The sequence below is a fragment of the Rhodococcus sp. NPDC049939 genome, from assembly GCF_040656415.1.
In the GTDB taxonomy this organism is placed as follows: domain Bacteria; phylum Actinomycetota; class Actinomycetes; order Mycobacteriales; family Mycobacteriaceae; genus Rhodococcus_F.
Genome location: NZ_JBFAMC010000007.1, coordinates 102,468 through 119,163, shown reverse-complemented (window position 1 = coordinate 119,163; position 16,696 = coordinate 102,468). Strand labels below are relative to the sequence as shown.

16 protein-coding genes and 1 pseudogene are annotated in these 16,696 nt (G+C 65.1%); 3 read left to right on the top strand and 14 right to left on the bottom strand.

Annotated elements, in window-relative coordinates:
- Positions 1-26: 26 nt before the first annotated feature.
- From hisI to AB0I57_RS19515, 11 genes and pseudogenes are all read right to left on the bottom strand, one after another.
- Positions 27-371: a phosphoribosyl-AMP cyclohydrolase gene (gene hisI, locus AB0I57_RS19565; RefSeq protein ID WP_358339057.1), complete on the bottom strand. Its 345-nt coding sequence runs from the start codon at positions 369-371 to the stop codon at positions 27-29.
- Positions 368-1,141, bottom strand: coding sequence for an imidazole glycerol phosphate synthase subunit HisF (gene hisF, locus AB0I57_RS19560; RefSeq protein WP_358339054.1), 774 nt, complete (start codon positions 1,139-1,141; stop codon positions 368-370). The genes hisI and hisF overlap by 4 nt, the downstream gene beginning before the upstream one ends.
- Positions 1,138-1,971, bottom strand: a complete 834-nt coding sequence (locus AB0I57_RS19555) for an inositol monophosphatase (protein WP_358339051.1) — start codon at positions 1,969-1,971, stop codon at positions 1,138-1,140. Before AB0I57_RS19555 ends, hisF begins: the two co-directional genes overlap by 4 nt.
- Positions 1,972-1,982: 11 nt before the next feature.
- Positions 1,983-2,717 carry a bifunctional 1-(5-phosphoribosyl)-5-((5-phosphoribosylamino)methylideneamino)imidazole-4-carboxamide isomerase/phosphoribosylanthranilate isomerase PriA gene (priA, locus tag AB0I57_RS19550; RefSeq protein ID WP_358339048.1) on the bottom strand — a complete coding sequence of 245 codons (735 nt, stop codon included), beginning with the start codon at positions 2,715-2,717 and terminating at the stop codon, positions 1,983-1,985.
- Between the two features lie 82 nt (positions 2,718-2,799).
- The gene (hisH, locus tag AB0I57_RS19545) at positions 2,800-3,435 is read right to left on the bottom strand and encodes an imidazole glycerol phosphate synthase subunit HisH (protein ID WP_358339045.1); all 636 of its coding nucleotides are present in this window, start codon (positions 3,433-3,435) and stop codon (positions 2,800-2,802) included.
- Positions 3,432-4,625: an MFS transporter gene (locus AB0I57_RS19540; protein WP_358339042.1), complete on the bottom strand. Its 1,194-nt coding sequence runs from the start codon at positions 4,623-4,625 to the stop codon at positions 3,432-3,434. Before AB0I57_RS19540 ends, hisH begins: the two co-directional genes overlap by 4 nt.
- Positions 4,626-4,778: a hypothetical protein gene (locus AB0I57_RS19535; RefSeq protein ID WP_358339039.1), complete on the bottom strand. Its 153-nt coding sequence runs from the start codon at positions 4,776-4,778 to the stop codon at positions 4,626-4,628.
- A gap of 25 nt (positions 4,779-4,803) precedes the next feature.
- Positions 4,804-5,418 carry an imidazoleglycerol-phosphate dehydratase HisB gene (gene hisB / locus AB0I57_RS19530; RefSeq protein WP_358339037.1) on the bottom strand — a complete coding sequence of 205 codons (615 nt, stop codon included), beginning with the start codon at positions 5,416-5,418 and terminating at the stop codon, positions 4,804-4,806.
- Positions 5,415-6,557, bottom strand: a complete 1,143-nt coding sequence (locus tag AB0I57_RS19525) for a histidinol-phosphate transaminase (protein WP_358339034.1) — start codon at positions 6,555-6,557, stop codon at positions 5,415-5,417. Before AB0I57_RS19525 ends, hisB begins: the two co-directional genes overlap by 4 nt.
- Entirely contained in the window at positions 6,554-7,876 is a 1,323-nt protein-coding gene (hisD, locus tag AB0I57_RS19520; protein ID WP_358339031.1) for a histidinol dehydrogenase, read from the bottom strand. The genes AB0I57_RS19525 and hisD overlap by 4 nt, the downstream gene beginning before the upstream one ends.
- A gap of 168 nt (positions 7,877-8,044) precedes the next feature.
- A pseudogene (locus AB0I57_RS19515) lies at positions 8,045-9,992 on the bottom strand (acyl-CoA dehydrogenase family protein); the annotation flags it as partial.
- Positions 9,993-10,147: 155 nt separating this feature from the next.
- Between AB0I57_RS19515 and AB0I57_RS19510 the strand changes: the two are divergent.
- Positions 10,148-10,777: a LysE family transporter gene (locus tag AB0I57_RS19510; RefSeq protein WP_358339028.1), complete on the top strand. Its 630-nt coding sequence runs from the start codon at positions 10,148-10,150 to the stop codon at positions 10,775-10,777.
- Positions 10,778-10,892: 115 nt separating this feature from the next.
- Positions 10,893-11,522, top strand: a complete 630-nt coding sequence (locus AB0I57_RS19505; RefSeq protein ID WP_358339025.1) for a LysE family transporter — start codon at positions 10,893-10,895, stop codon at positions 11,520-11,522.
- A 16-nt stretch (positions 11,523-11,538) separates the two neighbouring features.
- On the opposite strand, the gene nadC is transcribed toward AB0I57_RS19505, so the two are convergent.
- The 3 genes from nadC to nadA are packed head-to-tail and all read right to left on the bottom strand — an operon-like array spanning position 11,539 to position 15,013.
- A complete protein-coding gene (nadC, locus tag AB0I57_RS19500; protein WP_358339022.1) occupies positions 11,539-12,414 on the bottom strand; it encodes a carboxylating nicotinate-nucleotide diphosphorylase in 876 nt (291 codons plus the stop codon).
- Positions 12,414-13,979, bottom strand: a complete 1,566-nt coding sequence (locus AB0I57_RS19495) for an L-aspartate oxidase (protein ID WP_358339019.1) — start codon at positions 13,977-13,979, stop codon at positions 12,414-12,416. Before AB0I57_RS19495 ends, nadC begins: the two co-directional genes overlap by 1 nt.
- Positions 13,976-15,013, bottom strand: a complete 1,038-nt coding sequence (nadA, locus tag AB0I57_RS19490) for a quinolinate synthase NadA (RefSeq protein ID WP_358339016.1) — start codon at positions 15,011-15,013, stop codon at positions 13,976-13,978. The genes AB0I57_RS19495 and nadA overlap by 4 nt, the downstream gene beginning before the upstream one ends.
- Positions 15,014-15,091: 78 nt before the next feature.
- On the opposite strand from nadA, the gene AB0I57_RS19485 reads away from it, so the two are divergent.
- Complete coding sequence (locus tag AB0I57_RS19485; protein ID WP_358339013.1) at positions 15,092-15,823, top strand: NUDIX domain-containing protein; 732 nt, start codon at positions 15,092-15,094, stop codon at positions 15,821-15,823.
- Positions 15,824-16,696: the final 873 nt, after the last annotated feature.

Here is a 16,696-nt window from a genome sequence, read left to right as displayed (position 1 = left end):
AGCGCCCACACTTGTTCGTCCGCAACCTATTCGCCACGAAGAAGTACATCGGAATCGAAGCACGTGTGCGTCCCGGTATGACACGCGGCGCCCACCTGATCCACGACGAGCAGGACTGTGTCGCCGTCGCAGTCGAGGCGCACCTCGTGTACATACTGTGTGTGCCCTGATGTCTCGCCCTTCACCCAGTACTGCTGACGCGATCGCGAGTAGTACGTGCCCTTGCGAGTCTCGAGGGTACGGGCGAGCGCCTCGTCGTCCATCCACGCAACCATCAGCACGTCGCTGGTCGCCTTCTCCTGCACCACGGCGGTGAAGAGCCCCGCCTCATTGCGCTTGAGCCGTGACGAAATCGCCGGATCGAGACTCATCGGACGGCAATCCCTTCTTCGCGCATGGACTTCTTCACATCCCCGATCGACATGTCGCCGAAGTGGAAGACACTGGCTGCCAGTACTGCGTCGGCGCCGGCTCCGACCGCGGGTGCGAAGTGCTCGACGGCTCCCGCTCCCCCGCTCGCAATCACTGGCACGTGTACGGCGGCACGGACTGCGCGGATCATCGGCAGGTCGAATCCCACCTTGGTGCCGTCGGCGTCCATCGAGTTGAGCAGTATCTCCCCGACTCCCAGCTCGGCGCCGCGAACCGCCCACTCGACCGCATCGATGCCGGTTCCGCGCTTGCCGCCGTGCGTGGTCACTTCCCACCCGGATGCGGTGGCAGGCTCGCCCTCCGGCGTGGTTCGCGCATCCACCGACAACACGATGCACTGCGAACCAAAGCGTTCACTCAGTTCGCGCAACAACTCCGGCCGGGCGATAGCCGCGGTATTCACGCTCACCTTGTCTGCTCCGGCACGCAGGAGTCGGTCTACGTCCTCGACGGTGCGGACTCCGCCGCCGACTGTCAGCGGAATGAAGACCTGCTCCGCCGTCCTGCTCACAACGTCGAGCATGGTGCCGCGGTCCGCTGTGGACGCGGTGACGTCGAGAAAGGTGAGCTCGTCTGCGCCCTGGGCGTCGTAGGCGGCAGCCAGTTCGACCGGATCACCGGCGTCGCGCAGGTTCTCGAAGTTGACACCCTTGACGACGCGGCCGTCGTCAACGTCCAGACACGGTATTACCCGAATCGCCAGAGTCATTGCGCGTGCCCTCCTTCGAGCCCGGAACGTGGATCACCCAGTGACCCGAGGATATCGAGAATCTCACCGTGCACACCCGGTGCACCGGCCAGCACGGAACCCGAATCGATCGTCCATGGATCGCCGGCCAGATCCGTTACGACGCCGCCAGCCGCCCGCACCAGCGCGACACCAGCCGCGTTGTCCCATGCATTGTGTCCGAAAACAACTGCACCGCCTAATATTCCGGCTGCGGTGAACGCCAGATCAACACCTATGGATCCGTGAATCCGGATGCGCGACGACACCCTGCTCAACTGCGCGAGAACCTGGAGCCTGTAGGAGCCGGGGATCCGCCCATGGCTGTCGATGTTGAAAGCTCCCATACCGACGATCGATGAAGCCAGAGACCCCCGTCCGAGCCTCGGCAGCGGTCGCCCGCTCTCCAGAAGGGGTCCGCCCGCGACGGCGGCGTACCGCCGGCCGACAAGCGGCAGCCAAGTGAGACCGAGAACGGGCACGCCGTCGTCGAGGAGCGCGAGCAGGATGCCCGCGGTGGGCAACCCTGCCGAGTAGTTGAAGGTGCCGTCAATGGGATCGAGGACCCAGATGGGTCCACCGTCGAAGTCGGGGCCGCCGAACTCCTCACCGTGGACGTCGATACCGGTCCGATCGCGGAGTTCTCCGGTCAGCCGCTTTTCGAGTTCTAGATCGACGGCGGTGGCGAAGTCATCGGGACCCTTGTGCACCGCACTCGGCGCCCCGACACCGGAGACGAAACGGTCGTGCACACCGTCCAGAAGTTCGGCAGCGATAGCCAGCAGTTCCTGGGGGTTGCGGGACAAGCTCATCGTCGGTGCATTCAGCCCGAGACCGCAGCGATCGCTTCGGGGAGGGTGAATCGTCCAGCGTAGAGAGCCTTTCCGACGATTGATCCCTCGACTCCCTGGTCGACGAGCCCAGCTATCGCCTCGAGATCGGCGATGGTCGAGACACCACCTGACGCGACTACCGGCGCATCGGTGGCCGCGCAGACTTGCGCAAGGAGTTCGAGGTTGGGACCGGTTAGGGTGCCGTCCTTGCTGACATCGGTGACGACATACCGCGAGCACCCGTCCTTGTCGAGTCTGGCGAGGGTCTCCCACAGGCCCCCGCCCTCAGTCACCCAACCACGGCCACGGAGTTGGTAGTCGCCGTCAATGAGCCGCACGTCCAGACCAACAGCTATCTTTTCGCCATACTTGGCTATCGCGCGGGCACACCAGTCGGGATTCTCGATGGCGGCGGTGCCGAGGTTGACGCGTTCACACCCTGTCGCCAGTGCGGCCTCGAGCGACGCATCGTCGCGAATCCCACCGGACAGTTCCACCTTGATGTCGAGTTCGCCCACGACGTCGGCGAGCAGTTCGCGATTGGAACCGCGCCCGAAAGCAGCATCGAGGTCGACGATATGCACCCACTCCGCGCCGTCGTTCTGCCACGCGAGGGCTGCGTCACGCGGCGAACCATATCCGGTCTCGCTCCCAGCCTCCCCCTGGACGAGGCGAACAGCTTCACCGTTGACGACATCTACAGCAGGCAAAAGAACCAAGCTCACGTGCGACAACCCTAGTCGCTCAGCGGTCCGAACCGGGCCTCGGGTCCTCTTGATCGGCACCCGGCGCGGTGCAAACCGTGCCTCACAGGCTCCCGACCCAGTTGCTCAGCAACTCCGCACCCGCGTCTCCGGACTTCTCGGGGTGGAACTGTGTGGCGGACAGCGCTCCGTTCTCGACAGCTGCGAGGAATTTGCCGCCGTAGTCGGCCCACGTCAGCGCCGGGGGCGCGAGCCTCTCCGGAGTCGGAAGTTCCCAGGTCTGGGCTGCATAGGAGTGGACGAAGTAGAAGCGCGTATCACGATCGATGCCCGCGAAAAGGATGCTGCTGTCCGGCGCCTCGACCGTGTTCCAACCCATGTGCGGCAGCACATCGGCCTGGAGTCGTTCGACGGTCCCAGGCCATTCGCCGCAGCCCTCCGCCGCGACGCCGAACTCGACGCCCTGCTCGAAGAGGATCTGCATGCCGACGCAGATTCCGAGGACCGGCCGTCCACCGGCGAGGCGCTGACCGATGATCCGTTCGCCGCGAACCGCTCGAAGTCCTTCCATGCAGGCCGCGAATGCGCCGACTCCGGGAACTACCAGGCCGTCGGCCGCCAGCGCCACTTTGTGGTCGGAAGTTACCTCCACGCTGGCGCCGGTCCTGGCCAGCGCGCGCGTGGCCGAATGCAGATTGCCGGAGCCGTAGTCGAGGACGACAACCGAGGGAACACTCATGCCGTCAGCCTATCCGGCGTCTCCGCAGCCCTGAGCGTGCGGCCGACGACCAGCCCGGCAGCCGGAACAACCGCAACAGCACCCGCGGCGACTGCGAACACCCAGGAGTACCCAGCCACAGAGGCGATGACTCCGAGCGAGAGAGCCCCGAATCCCGCTCCGGCGTCGAAGCCGATGTTCCAACCGGCGCTCGCGGCGCCGAACCGTGAGGGACCCGCCCCTGTGAATACCATCACCAACGACTCGTTCTGCACTCCGCCGAATCCCAACCCGAAGGCGACTGCCGCGCAAATCAACAGAGTCATTGACGCTTGGTTCGCCGCACCGAAGGAGAACAACACCAAGCCTGTGCATGCAAGCGCCAACGCAGGCATCAATGCGCGTCCCACTCCGATCCGGTCGGAGACGAATCCTGCCGTATACCGTCCGAGGAGTGTCGCCCCGCTCGAAACCGCGAGAATCACCCCGGCGAATGAGGCCCGATCGTCGAGTGCGATCGGCAGCAGGCTGGACAGCCCACCAAACGCGGCCGCAGCGACCGCAATCGCCAGCCACGGCGTGAGAAACACCCGCAGTGGAATGCGGCCGTCGGACACGCGGTCGGGGCGGGTCTCGATCGCGGGCAATCGTGCGATCGCCACCACAGCGACCACCGGAATCAAGGCCCCGATCACGAACACCGGGGTAGCGGACCATCGCTGCATGATCGCAAGGCCCGCTGGCAGACCCACCATCTGCGAGCCGGCGACCGCGATTCCCTGAGCACCCGTCGCTCGCCCGAGCATTTCGCGCGGCACGAGTTCGGCGACCAACGCGGACCCGGCGACGGTGAGCATTCCGAAGCCCGTCCCTCGCACGGCAGACACCGCGAGCACGGGAACAGCGTGGACCGAAAGCAAGAGCAGCAGTGAGGGTGGACCCAGCAGCACACACCCGATGGCAAGTACCCACCGGTGTCCCCACCGGCGCAAGAGCAAGGGCACTGCCAGTTGTGTAAGAACGGTAGCGGCCATGAAAACGGCGGTCACACCGCCTGCCAGTGCATCCGAACCGCCGGACAAAGAAACGGCCAACGGAACGACCGGAAGCAACACCGCCCAACCACCGAACGCGGCGGCGCCCATCACCATGGCCGTGGGTAGACCGGCTACGCGGAACAGGCTGGGGCGTGGTTCCACGTTGAGCAGCACCTATACCAGCCTGACAACGCCTGCCAGCGCCGCCAGCACGGCCAAAGCCAAGAGCACACCCGAGAACAGCTTGTTGATCTTCCACATCGAATAGGCGCCGCCCAACGCGATTCCGGCCGCGATGAAGAAAACGTAGACCAGGACGACACTCACGACCGGGACTCCATCACGAGAGGGATCACAGGCTGCCCTTGGTGGACGGCACGCCGGTGACTCGGGGATCCGGTTCGACTGCCTCGCGCAGTGCACGGGCAACAGCCTTGAATTCGGCCTCGGTGATGTGGTGTTGATCGCGACCGTAGAGCACCCGCACGTGAAGGGCTATGCGGGCGTTGAGGGCGATCGACTCGAACACATGACGATTGATCACCGTCGCGTACGGCACCCCTGGGTACCCACCGATGACGGCGTGCATGAGGTGCTCCGGTTCACCGGTGTGCACGCAGTAAGGGCGACCGGATACGTCGACCGCCGCGTGGGCGAGTGTCTCGTCCATCGGAATGAAGGCGTCTCCGAACCGGCGAATGCCCTTCTTGTCTCCAAGCGCCTGGCCGAGTGCCTGACCCAGCACGATCGAGGTGTCCTCGACAGTGTGGTGCGCCTCGATATCGATGTCACCCTTCGCGCGGACGGTGAGATCGAAGCTCGCATGGGAACCGAGGGCTGTCAGCATGTGGTCGAAGAATGGGACGCCGGTCGAGACATCGACGACGCCGGTACCATCGAGGTTCAGTTCGACGCTGATGTCGGATTCTTTGGTTGCACGTTTCACCTTGGCTTTGCGATCGGTCATGCTCGGTCTCCTGCACTGGTGAGTTCGGTGGCAGCGATTTCGTCGCAGGCCAATATGAAGGCATCGTTCTCGGAGGCTAGTCCGATGGTGACCCGAAGGTAGCCCGGAATGCCGACGTCCCGGATCAGCACCCCCCGATCGAGGTAGGCCTGCCAGGCCCGGGCGCTGTCGGTGAATTCTCCGAACAGAATGAAGTTCGCATCACTGGGTATGACGCGGAAACCCTTTTCCTCCAGCGCTTTCGAAACCCGAATCCGTTCCTCGGCAAGCGCATGCACGGTACCGAGGGTCTCTTCCGCGTGTCTCAGAGCCGCCCGGGCCGCTGCCTGCGCGATCACCGACAGGTGGTATGGCAGCCGAACCAGCAGAACTGCCTCGATGAACGCCGGTGCCGCTGCGAAGTATCCGAGCCGGCCGCCGGCGAATGCGAAGGCCTTGCTCATCGTCCGCGAAACCACGAGCTTCGACGGGTACTCATCGATCAGGGTCAATGCGCTCGGCTTATCCGAGAACTCGGCGTACGCCTCGTCCACGATGACGATGCCCGTTGCGGCATCGAGGATCCGGCGCAGGTCCGCGATCTCGATGCTGTGTCCGGTCGGGTTGTTCGGGCTGGTGACGAATATGACGTCGGGCCGCTGTTCACCGATCGCCGAGATGGCGGCATCCACGTTCAGGCGGAAGTCCGCGCGACGGAATATCGGCAGCCAGTCGGTCTGAGTGCCGTCCGCGATGATCGGGTGCATCGAGTACGACGGCACGAAGCCCATCGCGCTGCGACCGGGACCGCCGAACGCCTGCAACAGCTGTTGAAGGATCTCGTTGGACCCGTTGGCCGCCCACACGTTCTCGACGGTTACGGGAACGCCGGTCTGGCGGACGAGGTACGCCGCGAGATCGGTGCGGAGTGCGACAGCATCCCGGTCCGGGTAGCGATGCAGCTCCCGCGCCGCATTTCGAACGAACTCCGCGACATCGTCGACCAGCGCCTTCGAGGGCGGGTGCGGATTCTCGTTGGTGTTCAGCCGCACCGGGACGCTCAGTTGCGGGGCACCGTATGCGGACTTGCTTCGCAGGCTCTCCCGGATCGGCAGCGCCTCCACACCGATGGAGGCGCCCGGGATGTCCGCCGCCGTCACTGCAGTGCCTCGAAGCGCAGACGCACAGCCTCACCGTGCGCAGGCAGGTCTTCGGCATTCGCGAGGGTGATGACGTGACCGGAGACCTCCTTCAACGCGGCTTCGGAGTAGTCGACGACATGTATGCCCCGCAAGAAGGTTTGCACGCTCAGACCGGACGAGTGCCGGGCACAGCCCGCGGTGGGCAGCACGTGGTTCGACCCGGCGCAATAGTCTCCGAGGCTGACGGGCGCCCACGGACCGACGAACACCGCACCGGCACTGGTCACCTGAGCGGCCACTGCGGATGCGTTCTCGGTCTGGATCTCGAGGTGCTCGGCGGCATAGGCGTTCACAACGCGCAGTCCCGCCTCGATATCGGAGACAAGCACAACGCCGGACTGGGTACCCGACAACGCGGTAGTGACGCGCTCCCTGTGTTTGGTGATCTCGAGCTGGCGAGCCAAGGCTGCCTCGACGGCGTCAGCCAACTCGACGCTGGTGGTGACGAGGACACTGGCCGCCAACACGTCGTGTTCGGCCTGGCTGATCAGATCGGCGGCAACGTGTACGGGATCCGCGGTGGCGTCGGCAAGGATGGCGATCTCGGTGGGGCCTGCCTCGGCGTCGATCCCGACGAGACCACGGCACAGCCTCTTCGCAGCCGTGACGTAGATGTTGCCCGGTCCTGTAATCAAGTCGACCGGAGCTAGTTCTTCAGATGAGGTGTCGGTGCCGCCGTAGGTGAGCAGCGCAACTGCCTGGGCGCCACCGACGGCCCACACTTCGTCGACTCCGAGCAAGGCTGACGCGGCGAGGATCGTCGGGTGCGGAAGGCCACCGAAGCCGGATTGCGGCGGAGATGCCACGACCAGGGACCGGACGCCTGCCGCCTGCGCGGGCACCACGTTCATCACCACACTCGACGGGTAGACCGCCGCGCCTCCGGGCACGTAGAGGCCGACGCGGTCGACGGGAACCCATCGCTCGGTGACGGTGCCACCAGGAACCACCTCGGTGGTGGTGTCGACGCGCCGCTGATCGGCATGCACCTTGCGGGTCCGCTCGATCGCGACCTCGAGCGCGCTGCGGACGGCGGGATCGAGTTCGCGAAGTGCGCGATCCAGTTCGGACTGCGGCACTCGTACGCGCGCCGGCCTAACGCCGTCGAACTTCTCGCTGAATTCGAGCGCCGCTTCGGTGCCGCGCTCGCGGACCGCCTCTACGACCGGGCGAACCTGATGCAGGACCGCATCGACATCCACTCCACCCCGAGGCAATGTGGCCCGAAGTTCGGCCGTGGAAGGTGTACGACCACGAAGGTCGGTGCGGGCGAGCATGAGAGGTCCTCTCTGCGACTGGCGAGACAAGGGGTGGCGGACACGGCGGCATTCAAGGTGTGCACGTTCCCCAGGAATCGTGCACACCGATTATCCAGGATAGGCGCGCCATTCGAACCGGTCGACGGCAGAGGGCGGATTCGACGTACCTGCGAAGGGGACCGCGGATGCCTCACTTGCGGGTGGAACGCAAGAACCTCCGCGCCAGGTTCTCCTCGACAGACGGCCCGGGAGCCCATTCGGCGATCCACGGCCCGGTGCCTTCGCTCTGATCGATCACGCCGCGCTCCAGCCAGGCATACCGGCCCTCGAGGACGGACCGCGCGAGCTTGCGGTCGCCATCATCGGTGTTGTGCCATAGACCGTCGAACAGGTGCTCGACCCTCAGCGCCGCCTGTCGGCAGAACAAGTCGGCGAGTTCGTATGCTGCAGCACCCTCGGCCTCGTTCTCCTGGCGTTGCATCTCGGCTTTGACACACGTGGCCGACATCGCGAACAGTTCGGCGCCGATATCGACGATCCGGCCGAGGAATCCCTGCTGCTTCTCCAACCCCGCCTGCCAGCGGCCCATACCGTAGAACGTCGAGCGGGCCAGCTTTCGGGAGTGCCGCTCTATGAAGCGCAGATGCTTGGCCAGGACGCCGAACTCGCCGTAGGAGGTTGGCACCTGCCCCTTGCCCGCAACGAGTTTCGGCAGCCACTTCGCATAGAAGCCGCTGGCCTTCGCTGCTGCTCGAGCCTTCGCACCGGTATCGGCGTTGGGATCGGCGAGGTCGCCCGCAGCGGTGAGGTGCGCGTCGACGGCCTCCCTGGCGACAAGCAGACGCATGATTTCACTCGAACCCTCGAAGATCCGGTTGATGCGCAGATCGCGGTCCAGCTGCTCCGCGGGCACCGCGCGTTCACCGCGGGCGGCAAGGGACGCGGCGGTCTCGTAGCCACGACCACCACGGATCTGGATCAGCTCGTCGGCGATGACGCAGGCCATTTCGGATGACCACAGTTTTGCCATCGCCGCCTCGATCCGGATGTCGTTGCGACCCTCATCGCTCATCTGCCCCGACAGATCCACCACGGCGTCGAGGGCATATGTGGTCGCGGCCAGGAACGACAGCTTCTTTGCAACGGCCACATGCTCGCCAACCGGCTTGCCCCACTGCACACGCATCCCGGACCACTCCCGGGCGATTTTCAGCGACCACTTCCCAGCGCCGGCGCACATTGCCGGAATCGCAAGCCTGCCGGCGTTCAGCGTGGTAAGTGCAATCTTGAGGCCGTCGCCTTCACGACCGATCAGATTCTCTCGGGGTACGCGCACCTTGTACATGCGGGTGACGCCGTTTTCGATGCCCCGCAACCCCATGAACGCGTTCCGTCGTTCGACGGTGATGCCGGGTGACTCGGCTTCGACGACGAATGCCGAGATACCCCCGCGGTGGCCCTCGCTCTTCGGCACGCGCGCCATGACGACAAGCAGTTCGGCGACGACACCGTTGGTGGTCCAGAGCTTCGTCCCGTCCAACTCGTAGGCGGCACCATCTTCGATGGGGATCGCCGACGAGGCGAGACGCGCCGGGTCGGATCCGACGTCCGGTTCGGTGAGCAGGAACGCCGAGATAGCGCCGCGGGCACAGCGCGGCAAGAACTCGCGCTTCTGCTCAGGCGTGCCTGCGAGCTTGAGCGGCTCGGGAACACCGATCGATTGATGGGCCGACAAGAGCGCGCCCACGCTCGGATGCACGGAACTGACGAGCATCAGCGCCCTGTTGTACGCCACCTGGGAAAGGCCGAGGCCGCCATACTCCTGCGGAATCTTCAGCCCGAAGCATCCGAGGTCGGCCAGTCCGCGGACGTACTCGTCGGGAATGCGCGACTCGGCTTCGATTACAGCGCCGTCGATCTGCTCGCAATACGCGCGGAGGCGGTCCAGGAACTCTTCGGCCTTCGCCGCATCTTCGGGCGAAGGCATCGGGAAAGGATGAATCAGATCGAGCCGGAACCGCCCGAGAAACAACTCCTGGGCGAAAGACGGCTTTTCCCAGCCGGACTCCCTCGCTTCCTCCGCGACGGCTCGTGCCTGTTCCTCGGTGACCTTCGGAGCAAATGTGTCGACCATTCCGCGCCTCCTACTACCGGGTAGCCCTACTCACGAGTATCCCCCAATTCACGCACTTGGAACAGCGTTTTGGGTCTCGTCCCGTAGCAAATTCACCTCTCACCCGAACGATCTGGGGCAAGGGGTGGCCATCGGGCCGCCGGTAGCATGACGTGGTGTCGTGGCAAGTGTGGTACGCAGTGTTCGGAGCTTGGTGCCTGATCAGCTTGTCCCCGGGTGCGGGCGCGGTTGCGTCGATGGCCACAGGTATGCGATTCGGCCTAGGACGCGGCTACTGGAACATCGTGGGTCTCGAACTCGGATTACTGCTACAGCTCGTGGTGGTCGCCGCCGGGTTGGGTGCGCTGCTCGCGAACTCGACACACGCGTTCACGGTGATCAAGTGGTTCGGCGTCGCATACCTCGTGTATCTCGGGATTCGGCAGTGGCGAGCCAGCGCGACCCATGTGCCCGACGACGGCGGCGAGATCGGACAGACCAGCGGGGCGGCGATCGCCCTGCGCGGCTTCCTCGTCAATGCCAGCAACCCGAAGGCCACCGTCGTCATGCTGGCCGTGATCCCCCAATTCATCGCCCCGCACGAGCCGCTACTCCTGCAGTACGCAATCATCGCCATCACCATGATTGCGGTCGACATGACCGTCATGATCGGCTACACCGGGCTGGCTTCGAGGGTCCTTCGGCTGATGCGGTCGCCGCGCCAGCAGCGCGCCACCAACCGAACCTTCTCCGGTTTGTTCTTCGCGGCGGCCACTCTCCTGGCCACGGTGCGCCACGCCGTCTGAGTTTCCCAATCGGCGCGCTCAGAGCAGGATTTCGGTTCCATCCTCTTGAAACTTGGCCTCCTACCTGCACGAATCCCGCACAGCGGGTCTCGCCAGGCGTCGGTACGATGGTCCGGTGCCTTGGCAGATTTGGTACGCATGGCTCGGGGCCTCGATCGTGATCAGCTTGTCCCCGGGGGCAAGCGCGATCATGTCGATGGCCACGGGCATGCGATTCGGTCTACGTCGCGGCTACTGGAATATCGCGGGTCTTCAGTTGGGATTGCTGCTACAGATCGCATTGGTCGCCGCCGGACTCGGGGCTCTGCTCGCGAGTTCGGCAGTTGCGTTCACGGTCATCAAGTGGCTAGGCGTCGCGTACCTGCTGTATCTCGGAATTCGGCAATGGCGGGCGAGCCCGACCGATATGTCCAAGCTCGATGGCGAGGTCACCGAGACAAGCGGGCCGGCGATGGCGCTGCGCGGCTTTCTCATCAACGCGAGCAACCCGAAGGCCATCATCTTCATGCTGGCCGTACTCCCCCAATTCCTCGACCCGTCGGCCCCACTCGTGCCCCAGTACCTGATCATCACCGCCACCTTGATAGTGGTCGACATCGTCGTCATGACCTTCTACACCGGACTGGCGGCAAAGGTTCTGCGACTTTTGCGTTCACCCCGACAACAGCGCGCCACCAACCGCGCTTTCTCCGGGCTGTTCTTCGGCGCCGCGACCTTCCTCGCCACGGTGCGCAACGCAGTCTGAGCGACGCGGCAACAGATCAGAGATCGAGGCCGAGATCCAGCGCTGTCACCGAGTGGGTCAGCGCACCGACGGCGAGATAGTCGACACCGGTACCGGCGTAGTCCGCCGCGGCGGCGAGCGTCAATCCACCGGATGACTCCAGCTTCGTGTCCGGCGCGACCGCGTCCCGACGTTGAACAGCGACCTGTGTCTGCCACAGTGGAAAGTTGTCGAGCAGAACCAGTTCCACGTTTTCTGCAAGGACCGCGTCGAGTTGTTCAAGGCTGTCGACCTCGACCTCGCACACGACGTCCGGTGCGGCTTCCCGGACCGCGCGCAATGCGACGACCACGGAACCGGCGGCCGCGACGTGATTGTCCTTGATCAGCGCCGCGTCGCCGAGTCCCATCCGGTGGTTCACGCCGCCACCCACCCGGACGGCGTACTTCTGCAAGGCACGCAGCCCCGGCAGAGTCTTACGGCTGTCGCGGATCTTCGCCCCGGTGCCTTCGACCGCATCCACCCAGGCGGCTGTCGCGGTCGCAATGCCGGAGAGGTGGCAGACCAGGTTGAGCATCGTGCGCTCGGCCGTGAGCAGCCCGCGGGTGGGTGCCGACACCGCCAGCACCGACTGACCGGGGCTGACGCGGGTGCCGTCCGCGACACGGCCGAGGACCTCGTATTCGCCGTGACCGATCACCTCGTCGAGCACGAGCAGCCCGACATCCAGACCGGCGACCGTACCGTGGGCACGCGAGACCACCGAGGCCTTGGTGACTGTGTCGACCGGAATCGTCGACGCCGACGTCACATCGGGGCCGTACCGGAGATCTTCGTCCAGGGCCACCCGGACGAGGGTGCGCACCTCGTCCACACCCAGACCCTGCGCGGCGATGTCGGCGTGGGCGGGCATCAGCACACTCCCGTCAGTTGAGGTTCGAGAAGCTCGAGTTCACCGTCCCGGAGCCGGATGTGAGTGCTGCGATCCCAATCGGCCGACATTTCCGGGTAGTCGAGACGCGTATGGCAGCCGCGGCTCTCGGTGCGAGCACCCGCTGCGAGCACCAGGGCCGTCGCAGTGATCGTGAGGGCAGCGTCTTCGAAGTCGGTGATGTCGCTGGGCGCGGCGGCCACAGCCACAGCGAGTTCCGCAGACAATGTCGACAGGCCGGTACGGTCGCGGACTACTGATGCATTGTCGGTCATCGACTGCTGCAAGACGTCGCGAGGAACGCGCGGCAGTGCGGGCAGGTCCGGGTCTGTGACCTCGACCCTGAGACCGGATCGCTCTACGGCAGCGGTGCCTGCCCGTTCTCCGACGACGAGGCCTTCGAGGAGACTGTTCGACGCGAGCCGATTGGCGCCGTGCAGCCCGGTGCGGGCGACTTCACCGGCTGCGAGCAGACCTGGCACCGTGGTGCGCCCAGAGACGTCCGTGACGATGCCTCCGCACGAGTAGTGGGCGGCAGGGGCCACCGGGATCAGTTGCTCACGCGGATCGACCCCTGCGGCCAGGCAGGAAGCTGTGACTGTCGGGAAGCGCCGCGCGAAACCCGACAGTTCGCGCGCATCGAGGTACACGTGGTCTCGACCCTGTTCCCGAAGCCTCGACGCGATCGCCCGAGACACGACGTCGCGGGGTGCGAGATCGCCTAGCGGATGCACTCCAGCGGTCACGGAATCGCCGTCGGCGTCGACGAGGATCGCACCCTCCCCGCGCACCGCCTCGCTGATCAGTGGACGTCGCCCGCGTCCGCCCGGAGTGAACAGAACCGTCGGATGGAACTGTACGAACTCGAGGTCGGCTACTGTTGCACCCGCATCGAGGGCGAGGGCGAGACCGTCCGCAGTCGACCCCTCGGGATTGGTGCTGGACGCATACAGCTGACCGAGTCCACCCGTCGCCAGTAGCACCGACGGGGCATGCACAACGCCGAGTCCGCGAGCCGACTCGACGAGAACACCGGTCACCCCACGAGCGTCCGTCAGCACCCGAAGCGCGGCGGCGCCGAACAGTACCGACGAGCCTGCAGCGCCGAGAGCGCGCTGCACTTCGGCGCCGGTCGCGTCCCCACCGGCGTGAATGATCCGGCGGGTGCTGTGCCCGCCCTCGCGGGTGCGGGACACGTCTCCGTCCTGGCCGCGGTCGAACACCGCACCGAGTCCAGCAAGTCTCGTTACCGCGTCCCGGCCGCCTGCCACGATCGAGCGCACGGCAGCCTCGTCACACAGCCCGGCCCCCGCCACGCAGGTGTCGGCGACGTGCGAGTCGATCGAGTCACCGGCGTCAGCCACGACAGCGATACCGCCTTGCGCGTACTGGGTGGCGGTGTCCGCTGGCCCGCCCTTGCTCACGGTGAGCACCGTCAGGCCACATAGGGCGGCGGTGCGGGCAGCCGTGAGACCGGCCACCCCACCCCCGATCACGACGAGGTCGGTGTGCTCCTCCCAGGCGATCCCCCGAACGGGTCCCGTCACTCCCCGCCGCCCGGGTTCCCGATTTCGATCATGCGCTGCACCGACTTCCGGGCGCGCTCGGCGACCGCCGGGTCGACGTGGACTTCGTCCTTCTCCTCGAGTAGGCAGCGCAGCAGAGCGGCTGGCGTGATCATCTTCATGTAGGGGCACGACGCGCGGTCGTTGACAGCCTGGAAGTCCACGTCGGGCGCGGCCTTGCGCAACTGGTGCAACATTCCGACCTCGGTGGCGACCAGAACCTGCTTGGCGCCTGTCGCGCGGGCCGCGTCGAGCATGCCTCCGGTCGAGAGGATCTTCACCTTCTCCTCGGGCACGAATCCCTCGCCGGCAAGGTAGAGCGCGGAGGTGGCGCAGCCGCACTCGGGGTGAACGTACAGTTCGGCGCCGGGGTGCGACTTGGCCCGAGCGGTCAGTTCGTCCCCGTTGATTCCGGCGTGCACGTGGCATTCACCCGCCCAGATCTGCATGTTCTCGCGGCCGGTGACGCGCTTGACGTGAGCTCCGAGGAACTGATCCGGCAGGAACAGCACCTCGCGGTCAGGGTCAATCGACGCGACCACGTCCACGGCGTTCGACGACGTGCAGCAGATGTCGGTCAGACCCTTCACTTCGGCTGTGGTGTTGACGTACGACACCACGACCGCGTCGGGGTTCTCGGCCTTCCATTCGCGCAGTTGGTCGGCAGTGATGGAATCGGCGAGCGAGCATCCAGCACGCTCGTCGGGGATGAGGACGGTCTTGTCCGGGCTGAGGATCTTCGCGGTCTCCGCCATGAAGTGAACACCGCAGAACACGATCGTGTCTTCGGGCGCCTCCGCGGCGATCCTGGACAGTGCCAGGGAGTCACCGACGTGGTCGGCGACGTCTTGGATCGCGGGTAGCTGGTAATTGTGCGCGAGCAGGGTCGCGCCCCGCTGCCGCGCCAGCCGCTTGATCTCGGCCGCCCACTCTTCACTCGCCTCGACACCGGTGTAGCCGCCGGGACCGTCCTGAATCTGTGGGCGGGTTCCCGCCCACAATGTGGTGGCCGTCATGGCTTGCTCCTTCGCTGTGGACTCGGGCGAGCCGGTCCGAATTTCCGAAATCACGGTTTTCGACTTATGATCGAAAACATGCCCAATGGTAGCACCACCCATGAAGTTCTCACCGCGGTGTTCCAGGTTCGGCACTTCCCGGCAATCGATACAGGTCAGTCCGGCGAGCTGAGGCACGGAGGCGGACCCGGAGAGTTGGCGGTGTTGCTGTGGCAGCGAGCCCTCGATCCGCAGGCGGGCAAGTGGTCGCTGCCGGGCGGTCTGCTCCGCGAAGACGAAGACCTCACCACTTCGGCTCGGCGCCAACTGGCCGAGAAGGTGGACGTGCGAGAGGTCTCGCATCTCGAGCAGTTATCGGTGTTCAGCGATCCTGACCGGGTACCCGGTCCGCGCACGATCGCATCGACGTTCCTCGGACTCGTCCCCCTTCCAGCGGATCCGAAGGTACCGGCGGACACCGCCTGGCATCCGGTGTCCTCGCTGCCCGAGATGGCGTTCGATCACGGCACCGTCGTCGAGCACGCACGCACACGGCTGGCTGCCAAGCTGTCTTACACGAACATCGCGTTCGGCCTGGCCCCAGAGGAATTCGCCATGTCAACCCTGCGTGAAATCTACTGCGCCGCACTCGGTTACCAAGTGGACGCAACCAACCTGGCTCGCGTGCTCGGTCGGCGTGGCGTACTGACCCCGACGGGCAAGACGGCGCGATCTGGACGAACGGGTGGACGCCCGGCCGCGCTCTACCGCTTCAGCGACTCCTGCCTGCGCGTCACAGACGAGTTCGCGGCGCTGCGGCCTCCGGGCTGACCACGCACGATCGCGCGGCCGTCCACGATCATAGACTGCCCGTTGCGGTATCCAGCGGACTCCGTAGTCCCGCGACGAACGTGCTTTGCGCGCAACATATTCCGGAACAGGCTTCTGCGCCGCATCGGAGCGCAGATCGCCTCGAAGAACGGCGCCGATGACTGGCCGCCACGCCGGCGTACCACGGCAGAAGACCATGACGGCGCCGGGAGGGGCAAACCCCTGGTCGGGCCTGTGAACGGAATGCAGTGGGGGATAACACCGTAGGCAATCGGTGAGAATCGAGAAAACCTTTCGGGAATATTTCTATTCCGACTCCCCTTTCGTATTCGCTGGGGTACAAAAGATACGCGCTCCCAAGGGCGCGATCGGAACACACATAACTAGTCAGGAGACTGCATGTTTTCATCGGACATCGTGGAAAGCGCCGTTGAGCAGATCATCAAGATCATCAGCGACAACCTGAACTCCTAGTCCGAGAGTTCCGAAACTCAGTGAAACTGGGGCCCACACGCGATCCCGTGGGCCCCAGTTTCTGCTCTCGAACGAAAAACAATCACCGGTCACGAGACGGCACATGTTTTCATCAGACATGACTCCAGGAAGCCTGCCAGGCAGGCTTACCGCTGAAGCCCTCGAGTTTCCAAACTCTCCCGGGCAGATCTCCTCCTAACGGTCGCACGGTCACCCAGTGCTGGGGTGCATTCAATCGCTGCAGCGCCCGTAGCGGGACTCGCCTACTGTGACGGGCGCACGGGTACCAGACGAGTTCGCGCCACGGCTCGAGCTCGAGAAATTGTGAGAAGCAACAAATTGAAGAATTGTGCGAGGTGTCGTACTGGCGAATTATGAGAAGGAACGAACCATAGAATT